Origin of the sequence: Photorhabdus stackebrandtii (assembly GCF_011189495.1) — a bacterium.
Classification (GTDB): Bacteria; Pseudomonadota; Gammaproteobacteria; order Enterobacterales; family Enterobacteriaceae; genus Photorhabdus; species Photorhabdus khanii.
Genome location: NZ_PUJV01000017.1, coordinates 39648 through 66557, shown reverse-complemented (window position 1 = coordinate 66557; position 26910 = coordinate 39648). Strand labels below are relative to the sequence as shown.

The window sequence follows — 26910 nt, the reverse complement described above, 5'->3', positions numbered from 1 at the left end:
AAAAGGTAATAGAAAAACACGATCAGTTTATAATTTTGTGGATGTATTCCAGTAAAGAAAATATCACATAAATTGAGGTGTTATACGAATGAAAGTATTGAAAGAATAACATGAAAAGGTAAACGGATAATATGATTGAACGTGAATGATGTGACTCAGAAGAGTTAAACACGACGTAATGATATTAAATGGTTAGTGTAAATATTAACAGTTACAGTAATTGGTTATTTACTTCTCATTTGAAGTGAGAAGTTATCGCTTTTTTAATTTTTATTGGAAAATCAGTATAATAACTTGAATTGAATATTGTGATATTTCAGATTGATAAAAAACAAGGTGAATGATAACTCAGTATATTATCCGTATTCATTGGATATTCAACCGGGGATTGTTCCCCGGTTGTCTGGTTAAAGATTTTCATTGTGTTGCTATCACTTCATCCCAGATAAATGACCTTTACTCTTAGTTTCTGCTGGTTATTATTTTATTCATTGGGTAAAAGGATGGCAGGATCTTTAAAATTGGGATTTAAATCAACGGGTGCAGACCAGAGCACAAGGCTATAGATCACATTTTGGCTATCTTGGCTGTCTTGCATTATAATTAACGGCACCCCATTTTCCCAGTTATTTTCGAATTGAACTTGCTCTTCAGGTTTTCGCTGCCATGAAAAACCCGTTCCTTCGCAAGATACTTCGTAACACAGATCGAGTAGCTTAGACTCCATTACGTTACTGTCCCCTTTGAACCACTGGGGCTCATTATTTTCAACGATTGCATCCGTATAAAGTGTTATGGTGGCCTCTCCTGGCAGGCCATCTTTGCGGGAGGCTATTATCTTACAAGTGTACTTTCCTGTAACAACATGTGGAACAATGAAGATTCGGTTTTTCGTTTTAATCCAGAACATCATATCTTTTAACACTGCGGTATCAGGTAAACGTGTCCCTGGAAAATCGAAATGTGGATCACCTTTAGGAAAGACTAAGGTGCTCGTCCCACTTTCCGGATAACGAACCAATTTATCGTTATTCTCTTTTCCATATATCTTCGGGTTTCCGAGAGCTAAAATGGCTTTCTCTGGAACCCAGTCTATGATTTGAGGGTTACTCGTGATTTGAGGTCGACTAGGTTCTGTATACTTAATAAAATATTCTTTAGAAGTTTTCATTTATTGCTGTAATCCCCTCCCGGTTAAATTATATCGACCTTTCAGAGATTCTCCTTTTTCCGATTATTATTTTCTGTATCTGGGTACCCGTGCAAGCTGTCACTACACGTTACCTCATTGGATTTTAGCTCTTACTGCCGTCAGTTTTTACTGGCGGCATTTCTATCGATAAGGTAAAACCTACTCTTGTGAGTTAAGCTGGATCTATATTGTCACTGAATAACATTACCTGTTATTTGCATAGAAAGATAGTAGAAAAAAGTGATTGGTTGATAATTTGGCGGATGTGTTCCGGTAAAGAAAATATCACATACATTGAGATGTCATACGAATGAAAGTATTGAAAGAGTAACGCGAACGAGTAAATAAATAATAGGGTTAAGCGTGAATGAGGCAGGTCTGGAGGAATTAATATTCGAATGGTAATATTTAAATGGTTTACGTAAAAACTGACCGTTATGGAAACGGGTTATCTATTTCCAATGTACTTCGAGTGCTCAACCGGGGATGACTCCCCGGTTGTTCTATTAACGATTTTTATTTATTGCGGCTATCTGCCTTTCTCACCCCGGATATATTATCTGGGTTATCACAGGGATCTGGCTTCGCTAGGTTAGCACTGCCCGTACTAGTAGGTTTCTGGATGGCTGGGTCTTTAAACCTATTATTCGGATTGTTGTCTGGTGGTGTCCAGAAAGCAACATTATGAATCCAATTGCAGGTGTCTTGCATTTCAATTGAGGGTACCCCGTTTTCCCACTTACTTTCCAATTCAAATTTCTCTTCGGGTTTACGCTCCCATGAAAATCCGGTCCCTAGGCAGTTTACTGTGTAAGTCAGGTCGTTCACGTTAGATTCCATAACATTTTTGTCTCCCTTGAACCAGTAGATGTCTGGATTGACAACGATAGCATCCGTATAGAGGGTCACTGTGGCTTTCCCTGGAGATCTATCTTTACGTTTGGCAACCATCTTACAGGTATACTTACCTGTAACCACATGTGGCACCTTGAAGAGTCTGTATTGTGCTCTAACCCAGAACATGCCGTCTTTTAGCATCATCTCTTTTCCTATCGGTTTTGGAAAATTATGATCTATTACTGTCGGAAAGACATTCAATAAGGTACTGGTACCCACTTCTGGGTAACGAATTGGCTTACCGTTGTTGTCTTTCCCATTTATCACCGGATTCCCGAGAGCTTTGATTGCCCAACTTGGGTTCCAATTGGGTGTAGCAGCGGCAAATACCGAGGTGGAAAAGAGCGCCCCTACAGACACGCACATCATCCATACCGGCCACTGGCGGTAATGTGCCGTTATCCGGCCAATATCCTGCTTCATTCTGTTGATGAATGTGTTACCCGCATTCATGGGATATTCAGATGGGGATAGCTCCCCAGTTGTTACGTGAGAAATTTTCATTTATTGCTGTAATCCCGTCCCGGTCAAATGACATCGACCTTTCAGAGATTCCCCTTTTTCCGGTTATTATTTTCTGCATCGGGTACCCGTGCAGGTCGTTACTACACGTTATCTGTCTTAATGACAGGTTTTGTTCAATTAGCCTCTGGACTCCGGCTCTTATTCACCTCCTGTTTATCGGAGGAAACCCAAGTCAAATACCACTTTGCACTGACTGTCCGCATTACCTTATGTTGCTTTCCGAGCCTTTATACCCGTCATCTTTCAAGTTGCCTCTTTGTTGGCTGCACTCACTCACCCCGGTCACATAGTTATCTATGCTCCCGGGGATTCGCTCCCTTGCCGCCGCGATGCATCTTGAAATCCATAGGGTATAGGTATATTTGCCTACCATTTTCTGCTATTACTATCGCCGCTAGATTTATTAGCAATTGCTGGCTGATACACATGGGATAATTCAATATGACTATTGTTTATTGAGTTGAGGCCGGAATGGAAAACTATCTCGGCCAATGTAACCTTGGGTATTTGTATCCCAAAAACTCAGATGGTAGCGTGTAGAATAGCGATGTGCTGCTAAATCTACTGTTGTGTCAGTCTTTAGTATATTTTTAGTGGTTCATACTAAAAAAATACTTAATAGGGCAATTAATCGTATTCACCGTATGCTTTAGTATCCTCGTCATTTCTGCCTCCCCAAGCGACTACACTACGGTCTGCTCGTAGGGCTGTGAAAGCAAAACTTATTGAGTTTAGGCTGACAATATCCTTCATATTGCTCTCCTAATTAAGGTTATATTGGATTTACCTTTTACCCACAGGGGAACCTATGCCATAAAACCTATCCCTTGCGGGTTAAACTGAATTTCTACTGACATGAATAATATTAGACATTATTTAAGTAAAAATCTAATAGAAAAAAGTTATCGGCTGATAACCTTAGGTTAATGCTACACCTGATTGTTGGTAGTGGTTTTTAGATTATTTTCTACAGATAGATCACAAGAGTGGTAATAATGAGATTTAGGCAGAGGAATTTAGCGGGGATATACATCTTTATGACTATTATTACGTGAACGAGTAACTTAATTTGGTAATAACAGAGGGCAGGTAAGCTAATATTTCAAATTAATGAGACGCTGAAATCGGCCAATATAATGAAGGATCACCAGCTTGCCCGCGTTATCGGGGATGCGGGCTGGAATAGCTTCCTCATGAAACTGGAATACAAAGCCGCAGCGGCGGGACTCGTCGTTTCTGCCCATGGAGGCCAGCTAAATCCGTCATAAAGACGGTGGCGGCCTGAGAAGTGAGAAGCCTCACCGTTTTTTACGGCGGGGAGCAGTCACTGATTGACAATCAGCATTATTTCCCAAGGTGATCACACCACCATTTTGCAATATATAGCAATTGAAATAAAAATATTGTAAGAGTGGCATGAATAAGTAAGTCGATAATATGGATAAGTGTGAATGAGGCAAGTCAGGAGGAATTAATTTCCGAATAGTGATATTTAAATGATTTATGTAAAAACTGACCGTTACGGAAACGGATTATCTATTTTAATATATTTCATATTAATAAGAAACAGGGTAAATGATAGCTCAGTATATTTATCCGTATTCATTGAGTGCTCAACCGGGGATGACTCCCCGGTTGTTCTGTTAAAGATTTTTATTTATTGCTGCTACCGGCCTTCTCATTCCAGATAGGTTATCTGGGTTATTACAGGGATCTGGCTTCTCCAGGTTAGCTATTAGGTCTCAGGATGGCTGGGTCTTTAAACTGACCATTTGGATTGTTGCTTGGTGGCGTCCAGAAAGCAACATCATAAATCCAATCGTTAGTGTCTTGCATTTTAATTGACGGTACCGCGTTTTCCCACTTACTTTCCAACTCAAATTTCTCTTCGGGTTTACGCTCCCATGAAAATCCGGTCCCTCGGCAGCTTACTGTGTAAATCAGGTCGTTCACGCTAGATTCCATAACGTTTTTGTCTCCCTTGAACCTGTAGAATATATAATTTACAACGTTAGCATCCATCTTGAGGGTTGCTGTGGCTTTCCCTGGACGTCCATCTTTACGTTTGGCAATCATCTGACAGATATACTTACCTGTGACCACTCGTGGGACCTTGAAGATGCTGTTTTGTGCATTTATCCAGAACCTGCCTTGTTCCAGCGTCATATCGTTTCCCATCGGCTTTGGAAAATTATAATTTATTACTGACGGAAAGACATTCAATAAGGTACTGGTACGGAATTCTGGGTAACGAATTGGCTTACCCCTGTTGTCTTTCCCATATATCACCGGATTCCCGAGAGCTCTGACTGCCCACTCTGGGAACCAAGAGGGTGTAGCAAGATTAGGTTGATAATACTCTGATGGGGATAGTTCCCCGGTTGCCATATTAAAAATTTTCATTCTCTGTGATAACCCTGTCCCGGCCAGATTGTATTGGCCTTTTAAGGGCCCTCCTTTTTCAGATGATTATTCTCTGCATCGGGTCACCCGTGCAGGTCGTTATTACACGGTTTCGTTCATGTAAGAGTATTGCTGGAACTCATGTTTGAGGAGAAATCGTCTTGATTCATATTACTCTCCTAACTTAAGGTTATATCGGATTTACCTTTACCTACAGGGAACCTATGCCATAAAATCTATCCCTTGCGGGTTAAGCTGAATTTCTATTGCTACGAAGACATAAATAAGATTAGCAATTATTTTTAAAAAAAGATAATAGGAAATAGTTATCGGAAGATAACTTCAGATTAATGCTAAATTAATTTTTTGGTAGTTGATTTCAGATTATTTTTTTATCTATAAGTGGTAAGGGTTGAAATTATGAGACTTGAGCTACAGAATTTAGGGAGGATGTACATCTTTATGACTATTACTATGTGAACGAATAACTTAATTTAGTAATAATTAATAGGAAGGCAGGAAATAAGGCGTTATTAAGTTTTTGTCGTAATACCCGTTCTATGTGGTTTATGAAAAATCAGTTGTTTTTTTGGGGGGGGTAATATTTATCTTCCAAACTGTTTGGTCAATTTATTGTTTTTTAATCTTTATTTTAGGGTTGGTTGTGGTAATAACCGAGGGCAGGGAAGTTGATATTTTAAATTAATACTCGATAGGTTGAACCGAGGTTTTATGGCTCAGCTTTGGTTTTAGTGTTTTTTAGTGATTGACAATCATTATCACCTCCCCAGGCGATCAAGCAGCAACTTGAAAGATGAAGGGGATAAGTGTGAATGAGGCAGGTCTGAAGGAATAAATGGCCGAATAATGATATTTAAATGGTTATGTAAAAACTGACCGTTACGGAAACGGGTTATCTATTTCCAATATACTTCATGGTGTGATTATTTCTTAATGTTCTGTAAAATCGAGATATTAACTGAAATTTAGTATCTCGATATTTCAGATTAATAAGAAACAGGGTAAATGATAGCTCAGTATATTTATTTGTATTCATTGAGTGCTCAACCGGGGATGACTCCCCGGTTGTTCTGTTAACGACTTTTATTTATTGCTGCTACCTGCCTTTCTCACCCCGGATAGGTTATCTGGGTTATCACAGGGATCTGGCTTCTCCAGGTTAGCTATTAGGTCTCATGGTGGCTGGGTCTTTAAACTCACCATTTGGATTGTTGTATGGTGACGTCCAGAAAGCAACATTATAAATCCAACCGCAAGTGTCTTGCATTTTAATTGACGGTACTGCGTTTTCCTCCACATATTCAAATTCAGATTTAAATTCAAATTTCTCTTCGGGTTTGCGCTCCCATGAAAATCCGGTCCCTTGACCGGTTACTGTGTAAGTCAGGTCGTTCACGTTAGATTCCATAACGTTTGAACCAGTAGATGTCTTGATTGACACAACGATAGCATCCGTATAGAGAGTCACTGTGGCTTTCCCTGGAGATCCATCTTTACGTTTGGCAACCATCTTACAGGTATACTTACTTCTGACCACATGTGGAACCTTGAAGATTCTGTTCTGTGCTTTAATGCCGTCTTTTAGCATCATCTCTTTTCCTATCGGCTTTAGAAAATTATGATTTCTTACTGGCAGAAAGACATTCACTAAGTTACTGGTACGCATTTCCGGGTAACGAATTGGCTTACGTTGTTGTCTTTCCCATTTATCACCGGATTCCCGAGAGCTTTGACTGCGTACTCTGGGTTCCAGCTGGGTGCCGCAGCGGCAAATACCGAGGTGGAAAAGAGCGCCCCTACAGACACGCACATCATCCATACCGGCCACTGGCGACAATGTCCCGCTATCCGGCCAATATTCTGCTTTACTCTATGGATGAATGTGTTGCCAGCATTCATGGGATATTCAGATGGGGATGGTTCCCCAGTTGTTACGTGAGAAATTTTCATTTATTGCTGTAATCCCGTCCCGGTCAAATGACATCGACCTTTCAGAGATTCCCTTTTTTCCGGTTATTATTTTTCTGCATCGGGTACCTGTGCCGGCCGTTACAATACTTATTAGGGAAATTAATCGTATTCACCGTATGCTTTAGTATCCTCGTCATTTTTGTCTCCCCAAACGACTATTTTGCCATTCGCCCGCACCGCCATAAATGTTCTTGATGATGAACTTAAACTAACGATATCCTGCAATTTAGCAATTTCTGGTGGAACCTGGCCGCCCCAATCCGGATCTCCCCAGGCAACTACGCTATGATCTGCCCGCAGTGCTGCGAATGCGGAGTTTGTTGTACTCAGGCTGATAATATCCTGCAATTTGGCAATATCAGATGGAACCCTGCCGCCATCATTTTCGTATCCCCAGGCAACTACGCTACGATTTGCCCGCAGAGCTGCAAATGCGGAGTCTGTTGTACTCAAGCTGACGATATCCTGCAATTTGGCAATTTCTGGTGGAATTTGTCCACCAAGATCTGGATATCCCCAGGCTACTACACTGCGGTCTGCTCGTAGGGCTGCGAATGCAGTAGGTGCAGGACATAGGCTGACGATATCCTGTAATTTGGCAATTTCAGGTGGGAGCAGGCCAGGAGCCGAGACTCCCCAAGCGACTACACTGCGGTCTGTCCGTAAGGCAGCGAACGCGGATGATGTTGCACTCAGGCTGACGATATCTTGTAATTTAGCGATTTCAGGTGGAACCTGGCCGCCCCAATCCGGATCTCCCCAGGCAACTACGCTATGATCTGCCCGCAGTGCTGCGAATGCGTAGTGTGTTGTACTCAGGCTGATAATATCCTGCAATTTGGCAATATCAGATGGAACCATGCCGCCACCATTTTCGTATCCCCAGGCTACCACGCTACGATTTGCCCGCAGAGCTGCAAATGCTGTTCCTATTCCTGTTGTGCTCAAGCTGACGATATCCTGCAATTTGGCAATTTCAGGTGGGATTTCTCCGCCCCCACTTTGACTCCCCCAAGCTACGAGGCTGCGGTCTGCTCGTAGGGCTGTAACAGCCGAAGCTGATGTACTGAGACTGACAATATCTTGTAATTTAGCGATTTCTGATGGGATCTGACCACCACTTCCCCGATCCCCCCAAGCTACCACGCTACGGTTCGCCCGCAGGGCCACGAAAGCTCCACCTGCTGCACTCAGGCTCACAATATCTTTTAGTGCTGTAATTTCTGGTGGAACCTGGCCGCCATAAAGCGGATCACCCCAAGAGGTCACACTGCCATTCTGCAATAACACAGCGGTTGCTCTGGCACTAGATACAATTGTGGTATTGTTACAAAAGTCATTTTCTTTTCCAGAATCTCGATATTGTTTTATAAAGTTATCGCTGGTACCCATATTTGGGGAGAAATTGTCATTTTGGTTCATATTGCTCTCCTAATTAAAGGTTATATTGGATTTACCTTTTTACCCACAGGGGAATCTATGCCATAAAACCCATCCCTTGCGGGTTAAGCTGAATTTCTACTGACGTGAATAATATTAGACATTATTTAAGTAAAAAATCTAATAGAAAAAAAAGTTATCGGCTGATAACCTTAGGTTAATGCAAAATTTGATTGTTGGTAGTGGTTTTTAGATTATTTCCCACAGATAAATCACAAGAGTGATAATAATGAGATTTAGGCAGAAGAATTTAGTGAGGATATACATCTTTATGGCTATTATTATGTGAATGAGTACCTTAATTTACTATTAATTAATCGTAAGGAAGAAGATAAATATTTTTAAGTTTTTGTCGTAATTTTTGTTCTATGTGGTTTATGAGAAATTAGTTATTTTGGAGGGTTTTGATATTTATTTTATAAACTGTTTCGTTAAGTTATTTTCTTTTGATGTTTATTTGAAGGTTGATTTTGGTAATAATAGCGGGTAGGTAAGTTGGTATTTTAAATGGAATAAATGATAGGCTGAGCAAAGGTATTATGGCTCAGCCTTGGTTTTAGTGTTTTTTAATAGTTTACAATAAGAAAACAGTATTCGATGGGCTAATAATCATATTCACTATGTACTATATGACTATCAACATCCCAGGCTAATCTTTGTCCATTATTCCGTAAGGCTGCGAATGAACGTGCTGTTGAACTCAAACTGATAATATCATTTAATCGAGCTATTCCGGGTGGAACCTGGATGTTCAAGCTTCGGCTGCCCCAGGCAACCACGCTACCGTTTGCCCGCAATGCCGCGATAGCATCACTACCTGCGGAACTCAGGTTGACGATATCCTTTAATGCGGTAATGTCTGATGGGATCTGACCACCACAGTTCGGATCACTCCAGGCGACTACACTACGATCTGCCCGCAGGGCGGTGAAAGCATCACTTGTTGCACTTAAGCTGGTAATATCCTGTAATGTGGCAATGTCTGTTGGGGCAGGGGTTGCATAACCATTTCCCCAAGTGCTCACTCTGCCATTTAGTAATAACATGGCGGTTGCATCTCTAGTGGAGGCGATAGAAGTATTATTATCAGCGTGACTATCCCTGTTTGGTTGCCAATATTGTTTTATAGGATTATCGCCGTTATCCATGTTTGGTAAGAAATCGTTATTTTTATTCATATTATTCTCCTAATGATGGTTATATCGGATTTACCTTTTTACTCACATGGGAGTCTCTGTCATAAAACCTATCTTTTTCTGGTTAAGCTTAATTTCTATATCAATTTATTGATAACTATTCTTTGATGAATAATATAATAGTATGTGATTTCACTTGCGATTAATTGTTAGCCGCAAAGTGAAAGATGCAAATTCATAAGAGTCTTACTTTAATATCTATTCTGCTCAGGAATAGAAATGCCATTATTTATGGGGATGATTGATATTTAAGAATAATATGAAACAGGCTGAGTTATTATATTTGGTTCAGCCATTGGTTAATGGTTTACAATAACAAAATAATACTTAATAGATTGACTAATCGTTTGGATTAAGTTGTTTTGAAGCTAAAATGCAGTTCACAATTACACGCTTTGGCGTAGTTCAATAGTGTTTTAAGTGTTGAGTTTCCATTTCCTTTTTCAAGCCTGGAGATATTCGCCTCTTTCGTTCCCATACGCTGTGCAACTTGATTTTGCGTTAAACCAGCAGCGTGCCGTATTCGTAATAGAGTATTAATTAGCTCGAATTCTGGCTCTAGCGTATCATACTCAGCTTTTACATTTGGGTTAGCTAATGCTTTGGATTTTAGAGACTTTAAGCTACTCATTTTATTACCTCTTTCATTCATTCGTAAGCGAGATCAAGATCCTTTTTAGGTGTCTTCTGGCTTTTCTTAATAAACGCATGAAGGGCAATGATATTTGAACCTTGCAAATAGCAAAACAATCCGCGTCCAATACCTTCTTGCGCTTTGGCTCGAATCTCGAATAGACCTTTTCTCAGTGATTTAGATGAAATGTCACCGGCGCAAGAGCGCACTTTTATGGCTATCTTTGATGCTCAACTGGCAAATGACGATGGTTCAGAGGCGCGTGCTCACCTCAATGTGGGTGAACCAATTTATTATGCAGAGTTTGGCACTCCAGCAGGAATGGTTATTAAGGAATACCCAGGTGGCCGTAGGGAACTGGTTAGTTTTATGAGTGGTACAGAGCAGGTAGTTGAGGTTATGGAAGCATGATGCATCGGCCTCAGCTCTGCACAGAAATTAAAAAAATCGTAATTGATAAATAAAAAGCAATCATAGAGGTTAACATTGTATTTCGAATTGCTGAGGGTTATCTGGTAGTTGAATAGAGATAATTTGTTATTTGGGGATTTCAGGCATTTATTCTTCGAACCGCTTCGCAAAGTTATTATCTCTGCCTTGGACACTATCTCTTTATCCTCTATTTTGCCATTATTGCATGGATAGCCAGGGAGCACGGATGCTTAATTTATTGATATTGATTCTGTTCATTATTTTCAGTTTACCGATAGCTGCGGCTGAAACACAGAATATAGAGAAAAATTGTCCCGAATGGTCACAGGACAAATTACAACGTGAAACAAAGAGCCTGATGCAACAGATGGCTCAATGGGATCAACTCTATCGTCAGAAAGGGATCAGCGAGATTGATGATGAAGTTTATGATCAATTAATGGCGGAGCTAATTCATTGGCAACTCTGCCTGAAACAAACACCTAATTCAGATTTTCCTGTGGCAGTTTTTCCTGACAATAAGCTTATTCATCCGGTTGCTCATACCGGGTTAAGTAAACTGAAAGACGAGCAAGAAATTAACCGATGGTTGCATGGAAGATTACCTGTCTGGTTACAGCCAAAGATTGATGGTGTGGCGGTAACATTGGTTTACCAGCAGGGGAAATTGGTTTCATTAATCAGCCGGGGCAATGGCTCCGCAGGAATAAACTGGACAGCAAAAAGCCAACATATTCCGGATATTCCCCAAAAGATAGAAAATGCACCGTCTTATATGGTATTGCAAGGGGAGCTTTTTCTACATAAGGACGGGCATATACAGCAATCTTCTGGCAGTGATGGGGCTCGTAGTCGTGTCGCCGGTCTGATGATGCGTAAGGAACATTCGTCAGAATTACAGCAAGTTGGTGTGTTTATCTGGAGCTGGCCGGATGGCCCTGCTGATATGGAAAGTAAATTGCAGAAATTGGCAGATATGGGGTTTCCATTGGCGCTTCGCTATAGCCATAAAATAGAGATACCAGAGCAGATACAGAAACTACGTAGGTACTATTTTGAACAACCCATGCCTTTTGCTACGGATGGTATCGTGTTGAAACAGGAAATTGAACCTAAAGGAAACCAGTGGCGGTCTGGCGCTAACAGTTGGGCTGTGGCATGGAAACACCCTTTACGCCATCAGGTCACACAAGTTAGGGAGGTGAATTTTACCATTGGCAGAACCGGCAAAATCTCAGTGGTTCTTGGGCTGGATAAGGTGAAACTGGATGATCGGCAAGTTAGCCGTGTCAATATTGGTTCGGTCCGTCGTTGGCGACAGTTGGATGTGTTACCGGGTGATCGGGTGACTCTCACGCTTGCTGGTCATGGTATCCCGAAGTTAGGTCAGGTGGTGTGGCGGATCAAAGAGCGTCAGGATATTCAGCCGCCAGATAAGCAACGTTATCATGCACTAAGTTGTCTGACTTTGACGGTGGGTTGTGAACAACAGTTTAATGCACGATTGAAATGGCTGGGTGAAAAGCTGCAAATGACAGGCGTCAGTAGCGGTAGTTGGGCAATGTTGACCGAACAGAAGTTAGTCACTGATTTAACCGGTTGGTTAGCACTTTCAGTTCAACAAATTGCTGCCTTACCGGGAGTTGGAGATAAACGGGCGCAGGTTATTTATTCACAGTTCAGCAAGGCAAAAAATCAGCCTTTTTCCCATTGGATGCAAGGCATTGGTATCCCTTATATGGATAAGTTATCTGACGATATTTATCACTGGCAGCAATTGGAACAGAAATTAGCCGGAGCACAGTTAAAACAGCGGTTCACTTCTGGGCAATTGAAAAAGTTGTCTGATTTTATCAATGATACACAGCTTCAAGAGATTGCCGTGCAATTATCAGAGACAGGGATAAAGGGGTTTGACAGGAAAAACGGGGTGGTAGTTAACCCCGCTGATATGGCTCAGTGATCGGAGTGTTCATAATTAAAGACTGGTAATCCAAGGCGGTAGCGGATGGCAACTAGTCTTGCTGTCAGACCTGCAATTAGGGTAATCAGAACAATGCCGTCTGGTGGTAACGGCGTGTGTTGTAAGCCAATGTATAACCAGGCTGCGGCAAAAGAGACTCCCGCATAGATCTCTTTCTGGAAAACCAATGGAATGGTATTACACAGCATATCGCGCAACACACCACCAAAAACGCCGGTGATAACTGCGGCAATGGAGGCAATGATCGGGCTATAGTTCATATCCAGCGCAATCTGTGCACCAAGGATGGAGAAGACAATCAAGCCAATGGCATCAAGGATAAGGAACAAGCGGCGCAAATGCTTCATCATCGGGGCAACCCAGGTGGTAATTACAGCAGCGCAGGCGACGGTCACGATATATTCAGGATGTTTGACCCAGCCGAGAGGATAGTGCCCCAGAAGTATGTCCCGAACAGAACCGCCACCAATAGCCGTGACTGAGGCAATAATAATCACGCCGAACATGTCCATCTTACGGCGGCCTGCGGCTAAGGCTCCAGTCATGGCTTCTGCAGTAATACCAATAATATAAAGAACACTTAGTAACATAGATTATTTGATGTGCACAGCGTAAAAAGGTAAGAGTAATGTCGAAATGATAAAGTCTCGACTGAAATTTTTTCGCTTTATTCATTTTGGATTAGTTATAGTTATTCGAAAAACATGACATAAGGATAGTAAAGTGCTCTTTCAGGAACGGCAAATCACGTTCGATAATCGCAGCCACCAGCTTACTAATATTAATGTCTGGACACCAGACAGCCAATGGTTAGTTTATGATGTTCGCCCCAACGGTGCTTCTTTTACCGGTTTAACGATAGAAAAAATTCATGTGAAGAGTGGGAAAATAGATATTATTTATCAGGCAAAAGAGGGGGCTCATGTTGGCGTAGTAACAGTCAGTCCCACAGAGCCTGTCCAGTATGCGTTTATTCATGGGCCAGAATGCCCGGATGAGCAATGGCATTATGATTTTCATCACCGGCGTGGGGTGATTGTCAGTGAAGAGTTACCCGGAAAGGCTGTCACACTGGATGCTATGGATATTACCGCTCCTTATACGCCAGGAGCGTTGCGGGGAGGCAGCCACGTTCATGTATTCAGCCCGGATAGTAGCCGCCTGAGCTTTACTTATAACGATCATGTTATGCATGAGCTTGATCCGGCGCTTGATTTGCGTAATATCGCCGTGTCTGTGCCCCTCAAATCGGTTGAACCCCCTAAGCATCACCCCCGAGAATATGATGGTAGTTATTTCTCCGTTGTCGTCAGTAGTACAACGCCTCAGCCGGAGCCGGGTAGTGATGAGATTAACCGCGCCTATGAAGAGTGTTGGATAGGTCGGGCCGGATATCGTAGAGCTGATGGCAACCCGCAGCGCTGGGCGTTGGCATTTATTGGCGATACCCTTTCTGCAACAGGGGAGAAAGTACCGGAAGTCTATATCGTTGATCTGCCTGAACGGGATGTTGATTATGCAATAGCCGGGGAAAAACCATTGGAAGGCACGGAAACAACGTTACCCGCGCCGCCTGCGGGTGTAATGCAACGTCGTCTGACATTTACCAGCCACAAACGTTGGCCGGGGGTGGTGAATAATCCGCGTCACTGGCTGCGTGTTTCACCGGATGGTGAACAGATTGCTTTTCTGATGAAAGATGATAATGGCATTGTACAATTGTGGACAATATCGCCAAATGGTGGCGAACCCCGTCAAATAACGCAGAATCATTGTGGCATTCAATCGGCTTTCAGTTGGGATCGGAGCGGTCAGTATGTTGCTTTTATTTGTGATAACAGTGTGGTGCTGTGTGATGTGCGAAATAGCCAAATGCGGCGTTTGACAAAGCATACAGAGAAAAAGCCTTCTGCGGATGCGGTTGTAATTTCGCCGGATAGTCATCATATTGCCTTTATGCGTGAAATCGATAGCTATATGCAAATTTTCCTGGTGGAAACAGGAATAAAATAAATATATTTGCCGCCAGTCTGTTATTTACTGGTGGCAATAAATAAACCGGAACGAATGATTAGTTGGTTTTGATCTGGTGTTGTACTTTTTCTATTTTTTCAATTCGTTTTTTTGGTGAACTTGCTGATTGATCCTCATCAGATTTTATATAGTCATACGGTAATAAAATGGTATCCAGTAGGGCAGAAAAAGGCAGATCAATCGCTAACAATGGCTTCATCACCCAGCCAGTGTCGTTATCTTTCAACATTTCAATATTCGTTTTTGCGCCGGAATAATAACCACGGCTAGGCCCTGAATGAGTCATAATGCTCGTGCATCCGCTGGTTAACAGCCATCCTAATGTGACGCAAAATAGAATTAATTTATTACTCTTCATTGGTTCTATTGATCTCGTATGGTCAAATAGCCGGAATATTTCGCTCTTGCGTCAGTTTGTTGAGTGGGTTCTATTCCCCAAAATCCCTCAGCTAAGAGTTTTTACATCATTACTATAATCACGCCACGCAACATTGACCATAGCACTGATACCAAAAAGTAGTGAATTTTTTATGTAATACCACTTTTTCTGTTTTTCTGATTAATAAGAAGTGATACAAACCATCATAATGATTGGAATGGTCTATATCTTAAATACTTTTTAAGTATAAAAATGATTTGGTTTTTATATATCCGTAATGTTATTTCAAGAAGTACTATCTTTCCTCATATTACAACAATACCTTATAATTTGTGGGTTAAGCCACATAACGAAGGCTCAGTTTCTGACAGAATCAGTAAGTAATAGGTTAGGGTTAGGTGTTGGAATCATAAAGCTGATCTTCCGTTTTTTTCACTTTTGGTAAAGGAAGGGGCTTCCCGCGAAAAGTATGGTGAAATTTGTTGGAACACATCAGCAATATGATGCGATAGACGCCAACACAATTGAGCCGGAGTAAGCTATGAAATATTAAACCTATCAGAACAGGATTATAAGGCAGCTTTAAAAGCTATCTCACCATTGTTTGATAATCAGCCTGAAATACCCAATAGATTTCAAGTTGCAGCACGGCGGCAAGTGAACGCCTCCCCAGGAGCATAGATAACTCTGTGACTGGGGTAAGTGAAAGCAGCTAACAAAGCAGCAACTTGAAAGATGAAAGGTATATCAGTAAACGCACAAAAACCGGTCTATTCAAGCCATTAAATTGAGAACTTTCTGATTAAATAAATACGGCTGAAGCAGAGGGAGCAGACAAGGAGTGTTTCTTTCTCTTCTTAATGCACCAAGCACTCTACAAATTCTGATAATAATCGTGTTAAAAGTCCTCGTTGTCATTTGGCTCCTGCATTTTCATGCAGGAGCTTTTTTATTGTTGGTTTCAGGCGACTTTCTGATGTGCCAGTTCAATCTCTTCCGCCAGAATCGCAATCCCTTTTTCGATACTTTCTGGAGCAGGAACGTAGTTCATACGCATACATTCATGAGCATGTGGCCAGTTTTGCTCAAGCCCCGGGAAAAAATAGTGGCCTGGAACCATCAGTACACCACGCTTTTTTAGCCTGTGGTAAAGCGTTTCTGTTGTTATCGGCAGGTTTTTAAACCACAGCCACAGAAAAATAGCGCCCTCTGGTTTATGGATAAGACAAAGTTCTGGCGGCAGGTAACGACGAATAATATGAATGACGTCCTGAACCCGTTGTTGATAGAACGGACGAATGATTTCCTGTGACAGGCGAAGAAGATCATTGCGACGGATCATTTCCAGTGCCATTGCTGGCCCAACGCCGCCCGGTGCAAGGCTGATGATGCCGTTCATGTTACTGACGGCGTTGATGATTTTATTGTTAGCAATAATAATCCCGCAGCGGGAGCCAGGCAGCCCTAATTTAGATAAACTCATGCACAGAATAGTATTGGGATTCCACAATGGCGTCGCTTTGCTGAAAATAATACCAGGGAAGGGTACGCCGTAAGCATTATCAATTAGCAGCGGAATTTGATGTTGTTGAGCGAGATAATCCAGCCGTTGCAATTCTTCGTCAGTGATGACGTTACCGGTTGGGTTAGTTGGGCGAGAAACACAGATCAAGCCAATATCGTCGGTAATATTGAGATGGTCAAAATCAACACGGTATTTGAACTGACCTGCTGGCAATAATTCAATATTGGGTTTATTAGCAACAAATAAGCCTTCATCCAGCCCTGAGTCAGAATAACCAATATATTCCGGCGCCAGTGGGAATAGTACCTTACGGGTAGAGCCATCTTCACTGCGCCCAGCCAGCAAGTTAAACAGATAGAAAAATGCGCTCTGACTGCCATTGGTCAGGGCAATATTTTGTGTACCAATCTCCCAACCAAATTTCTCACACAACATCTCTGCTAATGCTTGAATCAACGTATCCTTGCCTTGAGGGCCATCATAGTTGCATAGGGTGTCAGTGAGTTGACCACTTGCAACCATCTCGGTCAGTAATTGCTGAAAATAGTCATCCATTTCCGGGATATGTGCTGGATTACCACCGCCTAGCATAATTGCACCGGGCGTCCTTAACCCTTGATTAAGATCATTCATCAGGCGAGTTATGCCTGCATCTTGTGTGAATTTGTTACCGAATTGTGAAAAAATCATAGCCGCGTTCGTTATCAGTGTGTTGTTTGAGTTAGGAGATATAACACCATACTCCGCGCACTATCGGCGTGCAATCGGGAAAATTTAGCACTTAGACTATCACAGCTGAGTTTTCACCCATGATAAAACAGATGTTAAAAAAGACGTTTTTTATCTGTCAGCATGGTTTTAACATCAGGAAAAACGGTTTTAAAATAAAAAAATGACAGCGTTATCTAATAATAAGAATGTGAGATTATATCAAAACATTTAACCGGATTAACCGATTCCCTGCTATGACCATTTAAAAGCACGAATATAGAGGGATTAAATATTTTAATAATAATCTGGGTTAATTTAATAAATGCAGTTTTTTAACAGGTTGGTTAATGACATTTAATCGGAACTCATTAACCATTAACAGAACGTTGAAAAGAAATCATTTACGTAACAAGCCATAAAAATAATGTCATAAAAAAGGATAAAACGGTTAATTTGGCAGGATTTAATTCCTGAAAAAAGAGGGATTTTCTGAAAGGGTATCTTTAATATTATCAGGTTATTTACTGGCTGGTTTATAAACATAAAACACGATGTCCCATAATGATTAAATTTAATTAAAAGCAGGCATCAAAAAGGGTAAAAACAACAATTAAAACTTTATGACGATTAAAACCAAAGGTTAAAAAAATGACTTTTAATAACAGTTTAAAACCTGCCCATTATAAATCTATCAGTGAAAAATAAGAGACAAAAATTGGCTTTGTTAATGTTAATATTTTCGGGAGAAAGGATAAATAAAAATATGAATGGTTTAATCAAACAATTTATTTTCCCAAAGCAACCGGCTTTAATAATGTTTTCAACTGGCAATAAACTTTGTCATAAACCAGTTAAATAATCGATCATAAAAAAGTTCTCAAATGGATGATTTAACAGAATACGAATCGGGTGACTTGGAATGTTATCTTGCGTTTATTATGTAAAACTGCAATACCTTAAATACGCCAGATTAAACTTGCTTTACACTGCCTTAAGCCTGATGGCGAGTAGTAAAATGTCACGAAAAAATAGCGAATGTCCGCGCTGATTTTCAACATAAACTTTCTCGAAAATTTATTGATGAAAACCAAGCGGTGGTAGTCGAAACCTGTTAAAAACCATAGAGGTAGTGAGGAAAAGCCACAATGCGATAATCATTTACGGAATTTATTTTCTACAAAAACAGCTTGTTATGTGATCATTGATTAAACCTACAGCCTGCATAAATGCATAGCAAGTGGTACTGCCGATAAATTTAAAACCTCTTTTTTTCAGCGCTTGTGATAATGCATCTGAAATCTCTGTTTTTACCGGTACCGTGGTCATGGTTTCCCATTGATTAATAATGGGTTTGTTATCGACGAAGCGCCAGATAAAAGTGCTGAACTCTTCCCCTTGTTGTTGCATCTTAAGATATGCCCGCGCATTGTTGATAATGGCGTTGATTTTGGCGCGATTGCGGACAATGGCGGGATCAAGCATCAGCCGTACCACATCATTTTCATCCATGACGGCAATTTTTACCGGATCAAACTGATGAAAACATTGGCGATAGCCTTCGCGTTTTTTCAGGATAGTCAGCCATGACAGCCCGGATTGCTGGCCTTCCAGACAAATCATTTCAAACAGCTTCTGGCTATCTTTTTGTGGTTTTCCCCATTCATTATCATGGTAAGCCAGATATTCAGGATCAGAGGTCACCCAATGACAGCGTGTTAATTCCATGATGATTATTCCCGATGTTGATGGTTAATAATTGACTGTACTTTAACTGTATATACATACAAGTAAAATAGCCAGATTAAGATTTTTTTATTTCAGGATGGAATTGAGAGCGAATTCAGGGCTGTATATCTTAAGGTCAAAGGGTATACTGACCGACTTCCTTTCAAATTCATATGTATCGCGTGCGGATCCAACATGCAAAAGTTTGATATCAAGACCTTTCAGGGGCTTATCCTGACATTACAGGATTATTGGGCGCGCCAGGGCTGCACCATTGTCCAACCACTGGACATGGAAGTCGGCGCGGGTACTTCTCATCCAATTACTTGCTTGCGTGCACTTGGCCCGGAGCCAATTGCTGCGGCTTATGTGCAACCTTCCCGTCGTCCGACGGATGGCCGTTACGGTGAAAACCCGAATCGCTTGCAACATTTCTATCAGTTTCAAGTCATTATTAAGCCATCACCAGACAATATTCAGGAATTATATCTGGCTTCTCTGAAAGAGTTGGGGTTAGACCCGACGGTTCATGATATCCGTTTTGTTGAAGATAACTGGGAAAACCCGACATTGGGTGCCTGGGGTTTAGGTTGGGAAGTGTGGCTTAACGGCATGGAAGTGACTCAATTCACTTACTTCCAGCAGGTAGGTGGCCTTGAGTGTAAACCAGTCACTGGTGAAATTACTTATGGTCTTGAGCGTCTGGCAATGTATATCCAAGGCGTAGACAGTGTTTTTGATCTGGTTTGGTGTGATGGTCCACTGGGTAAAACCACGTATGGTGATATTTATCATCAAAATGAAGTGGAACAATCCGCCTATAACTTTGAGTATGCGGATGTCGATTTTCTGTTTAGCTGCTTCGAGCAATATGAAAAAGAAGCTCAGGATCTGATGGCGCTGGAAACGCCGCTACCTCTGCCGGCTTATGAACGTATTCTTAAAGCGGGTCATACATTCAATTTATTGGATGCCCGTAAAGCTATCTCGGTGACTGAACGTCAGCGCTATATCCTGCGTATCCGTACCCTGACCAAAGCTGTTGCAGAAGCTTATTATGCCTCCCGTGAGGTGCTGGGCTTCCCTATGTGTAAAAAGAATCAGAATTAAGAGGCTGTCATGACTCAACAGACTTTCCTGGTGGAAATCGGCACAGAAGAGTTGCCGCCGAAGGCTCTTCGTTTACTGGCTGAAGCATTTGCGGCTAATTTTGCAGCAGAACTGGATAACGCTAATTTGGCTCATGGTGAAGTGAGCTGGTTTGCCACTCCGCGCCGTTTGGCGCTGAAAGTTACCAATCTGGATGAAGCGCAGGCTGACCGTGAAGTGGAAAAACGTGGCCCGGCGATTGCTCAGGCATTTGATGCGGAAGGTAAACCGACAAAAGCGGCTGAAGGTTGGGCTCGTGGTTGTGGTATTACAGCTTCTCAGGCTGAACGGTTGGTGACAGATAAAGGCGAATGGTTACTGTACCGTGCGCTGGTTAAGGGTCGCAGTGTAAAAGAGTTGCTGACGGATATGGTCAGCCATGCTCTGAGTAAGTTGCCGATACCTAAATTAATGCGTTGGAGCGATAAAGAGACTCAGTTTGTTCGCCCGGTGCATACCGTGGCTATGCTGTTTGGTAATGAACTGATTGAAGGTGAAATTCTGGGCATCAAATCCGCGCGAGTCATTCGTGGTCATCGTTTTATGGGTGAACCTGAATTCACGATTGACAATGCGGAACAGTATCCAGCAATTTTGCAGCAACGCGGTAAAGTGATCGGGGATTATGAAACCCGCAAGGCGCTCATTAAACAGGATGTGGAACAAGCGGCTGTTAAACTGGGTGGTATTGCGGATATTAGTGACAGCCTGTTGGAAGAAGTCACTTCATTGGTTGAATGGCCGGTTGTGCTGACGGCGAAATTTGAAGAAAAATTCCTCGAAGTACCGGCGGAAGCGTTGGTTTATACCATGAAAGGCGACCAGAAATACTTCCCTGTTTATGACAATGCTGGCAAGTTAATGGCGAACTTTATCTTTGTTGCCAACATTAATTCTTCTGATCCACAGCAAATCATTTCTGGTAACGAAAAAGTGGTTCGCCCACGTCTGTCTGATGCAGAGTTCTTCTTTAAGACAGATCGTAAACAGCGTCTGGAAGACAACTTGCCTCGTTTGGAAACGGTTCTGTTCCAGAAACAGCTTGGTACTTTGCGCGATAAGACGGATCGTATTCAGGCCCTGGCTGGCTGGGTTGCAGAGAAAATCGGTGCTGATATCAATCACGCTACCCGTGCTGGCTTGTTGTCCAAATGTGACTTGATGACCAATATGGTGTTTGAGTTCACCGATACTCAGGGTGTGATGGGAATGCATTACGCCCGTCATGACGGTGAAGTGGAAGAGGTCGCTCTGGCGTTGAATGAGCAGTATCAGCCGCGTTTTGCCGGTGATGAGCTGCCTTCTACGGGGGTTTCCTGTGCGTTAGCCATTGCTGACAAAATGGATACTCTGGCGGGTATTTTTGGCATTGGTCAGCATCCGAAAGGCGATAAAGATCCGTTTGCACTGCGTCGTGCCGCACTGGGTGCTTTGCGTATTATCGTTGAGAAAAAACTGCCACTGGATTTGCAGGCATTGACAGAAGAAGCGGTTCGTCTGTATGGCGATAAGCTGACCAATACCAAAGTCACTGATGACGTGGTTGAGTTTATGCTTGGTCGTTTCCGTGCCTGGTATCAGGAGCAGGGTTACAGCATTGATACCATTCAGGCAGTATTGGCGCGTCGTCCAACGCAACCCGCTGATTTTGATGCCCGTGTTAAAGCGGTGACTCATTTCCGTACATTGGATGAAGCTACAGCGCTGGCAGCGGCGAATAAGCGCGTTTCTAACATTCTGGCTAAGTCTGAAGAGATACTGAATGAAAAGGTGAGTGCTTCTGTATTGAAAGCGCCTGAAGAGGTGAAACTGGCAACGCATTTGATAGTTTTACAGGATAAGTTGGCGCCTTTGTTTGCGGAAGGGTGCTATCAGGAAGCGCTGGTTGAATTGTCATCTCTGCGTGAAGTTGTCGATGCTTTCTTTGACCATGTCATGGTGATGGATGAAGACCAGCAGGTGCGCGTGAATCGCTTAACCCTGCTAAGTGAATTGCGTGATTTATTCCTGAAAGTTGCCGATATTTCGTTACTGCAATAATGATCGGAAATAGCCAGTTCTGGCTGTTGTGGAATGCAATGGTTGGAATCTAATATCCCTTACATTGACTTTGTGGCTCATTTGAGCCACGCTTTATTTTTAAAGAAAAAGGGGGGTCTTATGGCTGCAAATGCATTTGTTCGTGCAAGAATTGATGAGACATTAAAAGCAGAAGCTACTGAGGTTTTGGCTGGTATGGGGTTAACTGTATCCGATCTGGTACGCATCACCTTAACTAAGGTTGCAAAGGAAAAAGCATTGCCGTTTGAAATGCGAGTGCCTAATAAATTAACAGCCGAAACTTTGGCTAAGAGTGATCGCGGTGAAGATATCCATCAAGCAAAGGATGCTAATGATTTATTCGATCAACTTGGTATCTGATGCGTCAGCCAAAATATTCAAGCCAATTCAGGCGTGATGTGAAATTATTCGATGAATAATCTGTTCAAAATGTGTGAGAATCCAATATAGCTGCATTCCCGCTGTTTTTATCAGCAACTAATCCATGATTATCAAAAAGGTATTGACGGCCTACAACGAGCGCAGTAAGATGCGCGTCGTTTTCGGCGAGTAGCGCAGCTTGGTAGCGCAACTGGTTTGGGACCAGTGGGTCGGAGGTTCGAATCCTCTCTCGCCGACCAGATAATAGTTTGGGGATGTTTAAGCAACTCCGTGAACTTAAAGAAATTAGAAAAGCCTTACAGTCATTGCTGTAAGGCTTTCTGCTATTCAGAAGCATTTACTCAACAACCACAGTTGAAAAGGCCATAGTGCTTTTCCCCATCGCCAATTAAATCAAACAACGTATGGTAACGGCTTTTGGTGATCATCTTGGCAGTATTACCACATACCGGGATGGCTCTGCCTGTCTCAAAGATATGCTCTTGATCAAGAACAAACTGATTTGGGGCATCCGGTAGATTACCTTTATAAATTGCGACTTGGCCATAGTCTTCGCAGCGATCCTCCAGCTCTAATTTGAACAGTCTTAGCGTCATGGAATACAGTTTTGCACCGCCTAGTTTTGCTTCGATTTCCTTATTGTTTATGGGTCTCAAGTTGCTATTGATTACACGAACATCATTAAAACCGACCATTCTTGCTAGCCGTATAAAATCCTCAAAATACAGAACGTCACCGATACATTCACCAACAACTTGCGGATCATCTTTCAATGATGGGTCCAATCTTCTATCTGAAAAAATGTCAGAAAAGTAGATTTCTCCGCCAGGCTTGAGTAAGAGAGCTATACCAGCCAACACATCTGCCTTAGACATAGACAGATTGATAACACAGTTTGAGACGATAACATCGATACTTCCAGGCGGTAAATCAAGCTCCTCCAGTGATTCGATATACCCTTGTTGAAAATGAATATTGGTGGATGGATAGCCAAATATCTGACGATGGTAGTCGACAAAACTCTGGGCGAACTTGATTTGTGCTGCCGTTGCGTCGATACCAATGACTTTACCTTCAGCGCCTACGAGATGAGAAAGAATAAAGCAATCACGCCCACTACCACATCCTAAATCCAGTACTGTGGTTCCTTCCAATAAGGGAGGGAAAGGCGCACCACAACCATAGAAACGCATTTGTACATCAGGATGGATAAGCTGAAGAATTTCTTGAATTCTGTCTGAAGGAATTTCATTCATAGTGCATATATTTGTAGCGAAATCCTGCTTGTTGGACAGTGTTTCGCCATAATAGTGTTGTATGTCTTTAATTCGTTGTTTAAGCGATTGTTCGTTCATCTCTCTTTTCCTTTAATTAAACATTTTTGGTGGCTTTATTTTCTTCTTCGACAATCAGAATTTTTTCGGGAATGAAGTTTAGGTTCATTTTATAATTCCTGATCAATGCATAGATGGGTAATGTATATAGTTAAAAAAAACCGTCATTGCTGACGATTGATATGTGCAACGACTTCCATCCAGGCTTCTACAGCGACAGCAAAGGCTTCGCGTCCTTTGTTTGTTAATGTGTAGACTTTGCGCCCACGACCGGCAACTGTTTCGTTGTGTACCGTTACATATCTACCTTGCTCAAATTCACGTAGCACTGGATAAATTGTACCCTCAGTGGGTGCACAGCAGCCTTGAGTTGAACATTCAACCTCACGGGCAATTTCGTAGCCATGCATGGGCCGTTGTCGTAGGACACTGAGAATGAAAAACTTGGACAAGCTCATCTTAATGATGCCGTTCCAATACATTCGATCGGTGTAGTCCACAGTAGTTCGCTTATTAACAGTACTGAGTGTTTTTTTAGATTTGTTCATAGCGGCATCATATGCATTGAGCATCAAGGTGTCAAGAGGGTGATGTATGCTCAAATTTTAAGACAACAATGAAATTATTGGGAAATATTATGACGTTCGATATTTCATCTTTTGGATTGATTTAAAAAAAGAGCACCTTAATTCGGAATATCTCAAGATATTTGGCAATAGCTTTTTATATCGATTTACGTTACTAAATTATTCTTATTTAATTCACTTTTCCCGTGCCGGTTTTATTCAGCACACAACATTTTATGCCATCTATTATCTTTTCTATCGGAATAATCGTTTATTAATTAATCGTATGGTCGTAAGTGTCACATATTGTTTAATAGTTATTCAAACTACAACCATTGACTTTTTATGGTCTTTTTGTCTACAAAACGTGCATTGTGTCATGTTTTTGTGCTAATTCTGTTAATGATTGGTTTTTTTTGTGTTTTCCTATTGTTTGTAGCACCTGTTGAGATCTTATTGACGCAGGGGACAACAGTTGCTTAATTGATAAGCCGAAAATAATAAGCAAAACCCAAACAGTGCAGTTCTTGGCAAAAAATGCAGGTTCTAGCTGTACACAACAACATCACAAATGGAGTGCAAGATATGACAACTTCCTCTAAAAAGACAGGGTTATTAAAACTGGGGATCAGCTTGATAGCATTGGCAATCACCGCCAGCGCTCAGGCAAAAACATTGGTTTACTGCTCTGAAGGTTCACCAGAAGGATTTAACCCACAATTGTTCACTGCCGGTACAACTTATGATGCCAGCTCCAGACCGTTGTATAACCGCTTGGTTGAGTTCAAAACAGGTGCGACTGAAATTATCCCGAGTCTGGCTGAAAAGTGGGATATCAGTGATGGTGGAAAAACTTACATCTTTCATCTTCGAAAAGGCGTTAAATGGCATGATAACAAAGAGTTCAAACCAACTCGTGACTTCAATGCAGATGATGTGGTTTACACTTTCATGCGCCAGAAAGATACAAATCACCCATACCACAAGGTTTCAGGCGGCAGCTATGAGTATTTCATCGGCATGGGCATGAGTGAGATGATTAATAAGGTTGAGAAAGTAGACGATTATACGGTCCGGGTTGAACTGAGCCGCCCAGAAGCTCCATTCCTGGCTGACTTGGGAATGGATTTTGCGTCTATTTTGTCCGCAGAATATGCAGATAAAATGATGAAAGCGGGGACACCGGAGAAAGTCGACTTAAATCCAATTGGTACTGGTCCGTTCCAGTTGCTGCAATATCAGAAAGACTCCCGCATTTTGTACAAAGCGTTCAAAGATTACTGGGGGGAAGATAAAGCTAAAGTTGATCGTTTGGTCTTCTCCATTACCCCTGATGCTTCTGTTCGTTATGCAAAACTGCAAAAAAATGAATGTCAGATCATGCCATATCCAAACCCGGCTGATATTGCCCGTATGAAGCAAGATAAAGATATTGTCATGCTGCAACAACCTGGTCTGAATGTTGGCTATGTTGCTTTCAACGTCACCAAAAAACCATTGGATAACGTTAAAGTTCGCCAGGCGTTGGCTATGTCCGTAAATAAAGGCGCGATTATTGATGCGGTTTATCAGGGCGCTGGTCAGAAAGCCAAAAACCTGATCCCACCAACCATGTGGGGTTACGACGATGGTATTAAAGACTACCCATACGATCCGGAGAAAGCGAAGCAGTTACTGAAAGAAGCAGGGGTGGAAAATGGCTTCGCTATTGATCTGTGGGCAATGCCGGTACAGCGTCCGTATAATCCTAATGCGCGTCGTATGGCCGAAATGATCCAGGCTGATTGGGCGAAAATTGGTGTTAAGGCCAAAATTGTCAGCTATGAATGGGGTGAATATTTGAAACGGGCTAAAGATGGCGAACATCAGATTGTCATGATGGGTTGGACCGGTGACAACGGTGATCCGGATAACTTCTTCGCAACTCTGTTTAGTTGTGCAGCCAAAGAGAATGGTTCCAACTATTCTAAATGGTGCTATAAACCGTTTGAAGACATTATTCAACCAGCACGAATAGCTTCTGATCACGCTAAACGTGTTGAGCTTTATAAACAGGCTCAGGTTGTGATGCACGAACAGGTTCCTGCACTGATTGTGGCTCACTCTACGGTTTATGAACCAATCCGTAAAGAGGTGAAAGGTTATGTCGTTGATCCTCTGGGCAGGCATATTTTCACCAGCGTGTCTCTTGAATAACTCTGTTTTTACTCGGTTGTAATATGCCATCTCCCTGATATTTCAGCGGGGATGGTGATTTTTCCCCGGAAGTTAGTTATCGCTGGAGAAAAGCTGACAAGCAAGTAGAGGCAAGGAATTCATTGCGTTGTGAGCCAAAGGGGGAAAGTCCTCC

21 protein-coding genes, 1 tRNA gene and 2 pseudogenes are annotated in these 26910 nt (G+C 42.0%); 10 read left to right on the top strand and 14 right to left on the bottom strand.

Annotation, left to right across the window (positions count from 1 at the left end; genetic code table 11):
- Positions 1-484: 484 nt before the first annotated feature.
- Positions 485-1171: a hypothetical protein gene (locus C5470_RS14660; protein WP_166290284.1), complete on the bottom strand. Its 687-nt coding sequence runs from the start codon at positions 1169-1171 to the stop codon at positions 485-487.
- Between the two features lie 537 nt (positions 1172-1708).
- On the bottom strand, positions 1709-2593 hold the full coding sequence (locus tag C5470_RS14655) for a hypothetical protein (protein WP_242688016.1): 885 nt from the start codon (positions 2591-2593) through the stop codon (positions 1709-1711).
- A gap of 1127 nt (positions 2594-3720) precedes the next feature.
- Here C5470_RS14655 and C5470_RS14650 point away from each other — a divergent pair.
- A pseudogene (locus tag C5470_RS14650) lies at positions 3721-3843 on the top strand (RNA-guided endonuclease TnpB family protein); the annotation flags it as partial.
- Between the two features lie 499 nt (positions 3844-4342).
- Here the strand turns inward: C5470_RS14650 and C5470_RS22875 are convergent.
- From C5470_RS22875 to C5470_RS14620, 6 genes are all read right to left on the bottom strand, one after another.
- Positions 4343-4780 (bottom strand): hypothetical protein, encoded by a 438-nt coding sequence (locus tag C5470_RS22875; protein WP_242688014.1) that lies wholly within the window; start codon positions 4778-4780, stop codon positions 4343-4345.
- A gap of 1417 nt (positions 4781-6197) precedes the next feature.
- The gene (locus C5470_RS14640; RefSeq protein WP_242688012.1) at positions 6198-6875 is read right to left on the bottom strand and encodes a hypothetical protein; all 678 of its coding nucleotides are present in this window, start codon (positions 6873-6875) and stop codon (positions 6198-6200) included.
- A 233-nt stretch (positions 6876-7108) separates the two neighbouring features.
- Positions 7109-8431: an RCC1 domain-containing protein gene (locus C5470_RS14635; protein WP_166290280.1), complete on the bottom strand. Its 1323-nt coding sequence runs from the start codon at positions 8429-8431 to the stop codon at positions 7109-7111.
- A 620-nt stretch (positions 8432-9051) separates the two neighbouring features.
- Complete coding sequence (locus tag C5470_RS14630; RefSeq protein ID WP_166290278.1) at positions 9052-9627, bottom strand: RCC1 domain-containing protein; 576 nt, start codon at positions 9625-9627, stop codon at positions 9052-9054.
- A gap of 370 nt (positions 9628-9997) precedes the next feature.
- A complete protein-coding gene (locus C5470_RS14625; RefSeq protein WP_166290276.1) occupies positions 9998-10276 on the bottom strand; it encodes a helix-turn-helix domain-containing protein in 279 nt (92 codons plus the stop codon).
- A 17-nt stretch (positions 10277-10293) separates the two neighbouring features.
- Positions 10294-10488, bottom strand: a complete 195-nt coding sequence (locus C5470_RS14620) for a type II toxin-antitoxin system RelE/ParE family toxin (RefSeq protein WP_339916710.1) — start codon at positions 10486-10488, stop codon at positions 10294-10296.
- Between the two features lie 4 nt (positions 10489-10492).
- Between C5470_RS14620 and C5470_RS14615 the strand changes: the two genes are divergently transcribed.
- Together C5470_RS14615 and ligB are read left to right on the top strand one after the other, a co-directional pair.
- Positions 10493-10690: a hypothetical protein gene (locus tag C5470_RS14615; RefSeq protein ID WP_166290274.1), complete on the top strand. Its 198-nt coding sequence runs from the start codon at positions 10493-10495 to the stop codon at positions 10688-10690.
- A gap of 247 nt (positions 10691-10937) precedes the next feature.
- Positions 10938-12674: an NAD-dependent DNA ligase LigB gene (gene ligB / locus C5470_RS14610; protein WP_166290272.1), complete on the top strand. Its 1737-nt coding sequence runs from the start codon at positions 10938-10940 to the stop codon at positions 12672-12674.
- Here the strand turns inward: ligB and C5470_RS14605 are convergent.
- Positions 12668-13285 carry a trimeric intracellular cation channel family protein gene (locus C5470_RS14605; RefSeq protein ID WP_166290270.1) on the bottom strand — a complete coding sequence of 206 codons (618 nt, stop codon included), beginning with the start codon at positions 13283-13285 and terminating at the stop codon, positions 12668-12670. The two genes, ligB and C5470_RS14605, sit on opposite strands and share 7 nt — an antisense overlap.
- A 133-nt stretch (positions 13286-13418) precedes the next feature.
- On the opposite strand from C5470_RS14605, the gene C5470_RS14600 reads away from it, so the two are divergent.
- Entirely contained in the window at positions 13419-14708 is a 1290-nt protein-coding gene (locus tag C5470_RS14600) for a DUF3748 domain-containing protein (protein ID WP_166290268.1), read from the top strand.
- Positions 14709-14766: 58 nt separating this feature from the next.
- On the opposite strand, the gene C5470_RS14595 is transcribed toward C5470_RS14600, so the two are convergent.
- Positions 14767-15087, bottom strand: coding sequence for a YceK/YidQ family lipoprotein (locus C5470_RS14595; protein ID WP_166290266.1), 321 nt, complete (start codon positions 15085-15087; stop codon positions 14767-14769).
- Between the two features lie 982 nt (positions 15088-16069).
- On the bottom strand, positions 16070-17323 hold the full coding sequence (locus C5470_RS14590; RefSeq protein ID WP_166290264.1) for a valine--pyruvate transaminase: 1254 nt from the start codon (positions 17321-17323) through the stop codon (positions 16070-16072).
- Positions 17324-18363: 1040 nt separating this feature from the next.
- Between C5470_RS14590 and C5470_RS14585 the strand changes: the two are divergent.
- Positions 18364-18494, top strand: a pseudogene (locus tag C5470_RS14585) (RNA-guided endonuclease TnpB family protein); the annotation flags it as partial.
- Between the two features lie 17 nt (positions 18495-18511).
- Here the strand turns inward: C5470_RS14585 and C5470_RS14580 are convergent.
- Positions 18512-19069 (bottom strand): DNA-3-methyladenine glycosylase I, encoded by a 558-nt coding sequence (locus C5470_RS14580; RefSeq protein ID WP_166290262.1) that lies wholly within the window; start codon positions 19067-19069, stop codon positions 18512-18514.
- Between the two features lie 195 nt (positions 19070-19264).
- Between C5470_RS14580 and glyQ the strand changes: the two genes are divergently transcribed.
- From glyQ to C5470_RS14560, 4 genes are all read left to right on the top strand, one after another.
- The gene (glyQ, locus tag C5470_RS14575; RefSeq protein ID WP_166290260.1) at positions 19265-20179 is read left to right on the top strand and encodes a glycine--tRNA ligase subunit alpha; all 915 of its coding nucleotides are present in this window, start codon (positions 19265-19267) and stop codon (positions 20177-20179) included.
- Between the two features lie 9 nt (positions 20180-20188).
- Positions 20189-22258 (top strand): glycine--tRNA ligase subunit beta, encoded by a 2070-nt coding sequence (gene glyS / locus C5470_RS14570; protein WP_166290258.1) that lies wholly within the window; start codon positions 20189-20191, stop codon positions 22256-22258.
- Positions 22259-22378: 120 nt separating this feature from the next.
- Complete coding sequence (locus C5470_RS14565; protein ID WP_036846571.1) at positions 22379-22639, top strand: type II toxin-antitoxin system RelB/DinJ family antitoxin; 261 nt, start codon at positions 22379-22381, stop codon at positions 22637-22639.
- 183 nt (positions 22640-22822) lie between these two features.
- A tRNA-Pro gene (locus C5470_RS14560) sits at positions 22823-22899 on the top strand.
- Between the two features lie 102 nt (positions 22900-23001).
- Here C5470_RS14560 and C5470_RS14555 read toward each other — a convergent pair.
- Both C5470_RS14555 and C5470_RS14550 read right to left on the bottom strand, forming a co-directional pair.
- Complete coding sequence (locus tag C5470_RS14555) at positions 23002-24015, bottom strand: methyltransferase domain-containing protein (protein ID WP_166290256.1); 1014 nt, start codon at positions 24013-24015, stop codon at positions 23002-23004.
- A gap of 143 nt (positions 24016-24158) precedes the next feature.
- On the bottom strand, positions 24159-24452 hold the full coding sequence (locus C5470_RS14550) for a PadR family transcriptional regulator (RefSeq protein WP_166290254.1): 294 nt from the start codon (positions 24450-24452) through the stop codon (positions 24159-24161).
- Between the two features lie 693 nt (positions 24453-25145).
- On the opposite strand from C5470_RS14550, the gene dppA reads away from it, so the two are divergent.
- The gene (gene dppA / locus C5470_RS14545; protein ID WP_166290252.1) at positions 25146-26756 is read left to right on the top strand and encodes a dipeptide ABC transporter periplasmic-binding protein DppA; all 1611 of its coding nucleotides are present in this window, start codon (positions 25146-25148) and stop codon (positions 26754-26756) included.
- Positions 26757-26910: the final 154 nt, after the last annotated feature.

Excerpts from the sequence above, each read along its gene's own strand:
- C5470_RS14615 (WP_166290274.1), top strand. The coding sequence starts at position 10,493 with ATGGCTATCTTTGATGCTCAACTGGCAAATGACGATGGTTCAGAGGCG.
- glyQ (WP_166290260.1), top strand. The coding sequence starts at position 19,265 with ATGCAAAAGTTTGATATCAAGACCTTTCAGGGGCTTATCCTGACATTA.
- C5470_RS14595 (WP_166290266.1), bottom strand. The coding sequence starts at position 15,087 with ATGAAGAGTAATAAATTAATTCTATTTTGCGTCACATTAGGATGGCTG.
- C5470_RS14550 (WP_166290254.1), bottom strand. The coding sequence starts at position 24,452 with ATGAGCTTGTCCAAGTTTTTCATTCTCAGTGTCCTACGACAACGGCCC.
- dppA (WP_166290252.1), top strand. The coding sequence starts at position 25,146 with ATGACAACTTCCTCTAAAAAGACAGGGTTATTAAAACTGGGGATCAGC.
- C5470_RS14590 (WP_166290264.1), bottom strand. The coding sequence starts at position 17,323 with ATGATTTTTTCACAATTCGGTAACAAATTCACACAAGATGCAGGCATA.
- C5470_RS22875 (WP_242688014.1), bottom strand. The coding sequence starts at position 4,780 with ATGACGCTGGAACAAGGCAGGTTCTGGATAAATGCACAAAACAGCATC.
- ligB (WP_166290272.1), top strand. The coding sequence starts at position 10,938 with ATGCTTAATTTATTGATATTGATTCTGTTCATTATTTTCAGTTTACCG.
- C5470_RS14635 (WP_166290280.1), bottom strand. The coding sequence starts at position 8,431 with ATGAACCAAAATGACAATTTCTCCCCAAATATGGGTACCAGCGATAAC.
- C5470_RS14660 (WP_166290284.1), bottom strand. The coding sequence starts at position 1,171 with ATGAAAACTTCTAAAGAATATTTTATTAAGTATACAGAACCTAGTCGA.
- C5470_RS14580 (WP_166290262.1), bottom strand. The coding sequence starts at position 19,069 with ATGGAATTAACACGCTGTCATTGGGTGACCTCTGATCCTGAATATCTG.
- C5470_RS14555 (WP_166290256.1), bottom strand. The coding sequence starts at position 24,015 with ATGAACGAACAATCGCTTAAACAACGAATTAAAGACATACAACACTAT.
- C5470_RS14655 (WP_242688016.1), bottom strand. The coding sequence starts at position 2,593 with ATGAAAATTTCTCACGTAACAACTGGGGAGCTATCCCCATCTGAATAT.
- C5470_RS14565 (WP_036846571.1), top strand. The coding sequence starts at position 22,379 with ATGGCTGCAAATGCATTTGTTCGTGCAAGAATTGATGAGACATTAAAA.
- glyS (WP_166290258.1), top strand. The coding sequence starts at position 20,189 with ATGACTCAACAGACTTTCCTGGTGGAAATCGGCACAGAAGAGTTGCCG.
- C5470_RS14630 (WP_166290278.1), bottom strand. The coding sequence starts at position 9,627 with ATGAATAAAAATAACGATTTCTTACCAAACATGGATAACGGCGATAAT.
- C5470_RS14625 (WP_166290276.1), bottom strand. The coding sequence starts at position 10,276 with ATGAGTAGCTTAAAGTCTCTAAAATCCAAAGCATTAGCTAACCCAAAT.
- C5470_RS14605 (WP_166290270.1), bottom strand. The coding sequence starts at position 13,285 with ATGTTACTAAGTGTTCTTTATATTATTGGTATTACTGCAGAAGCCATG.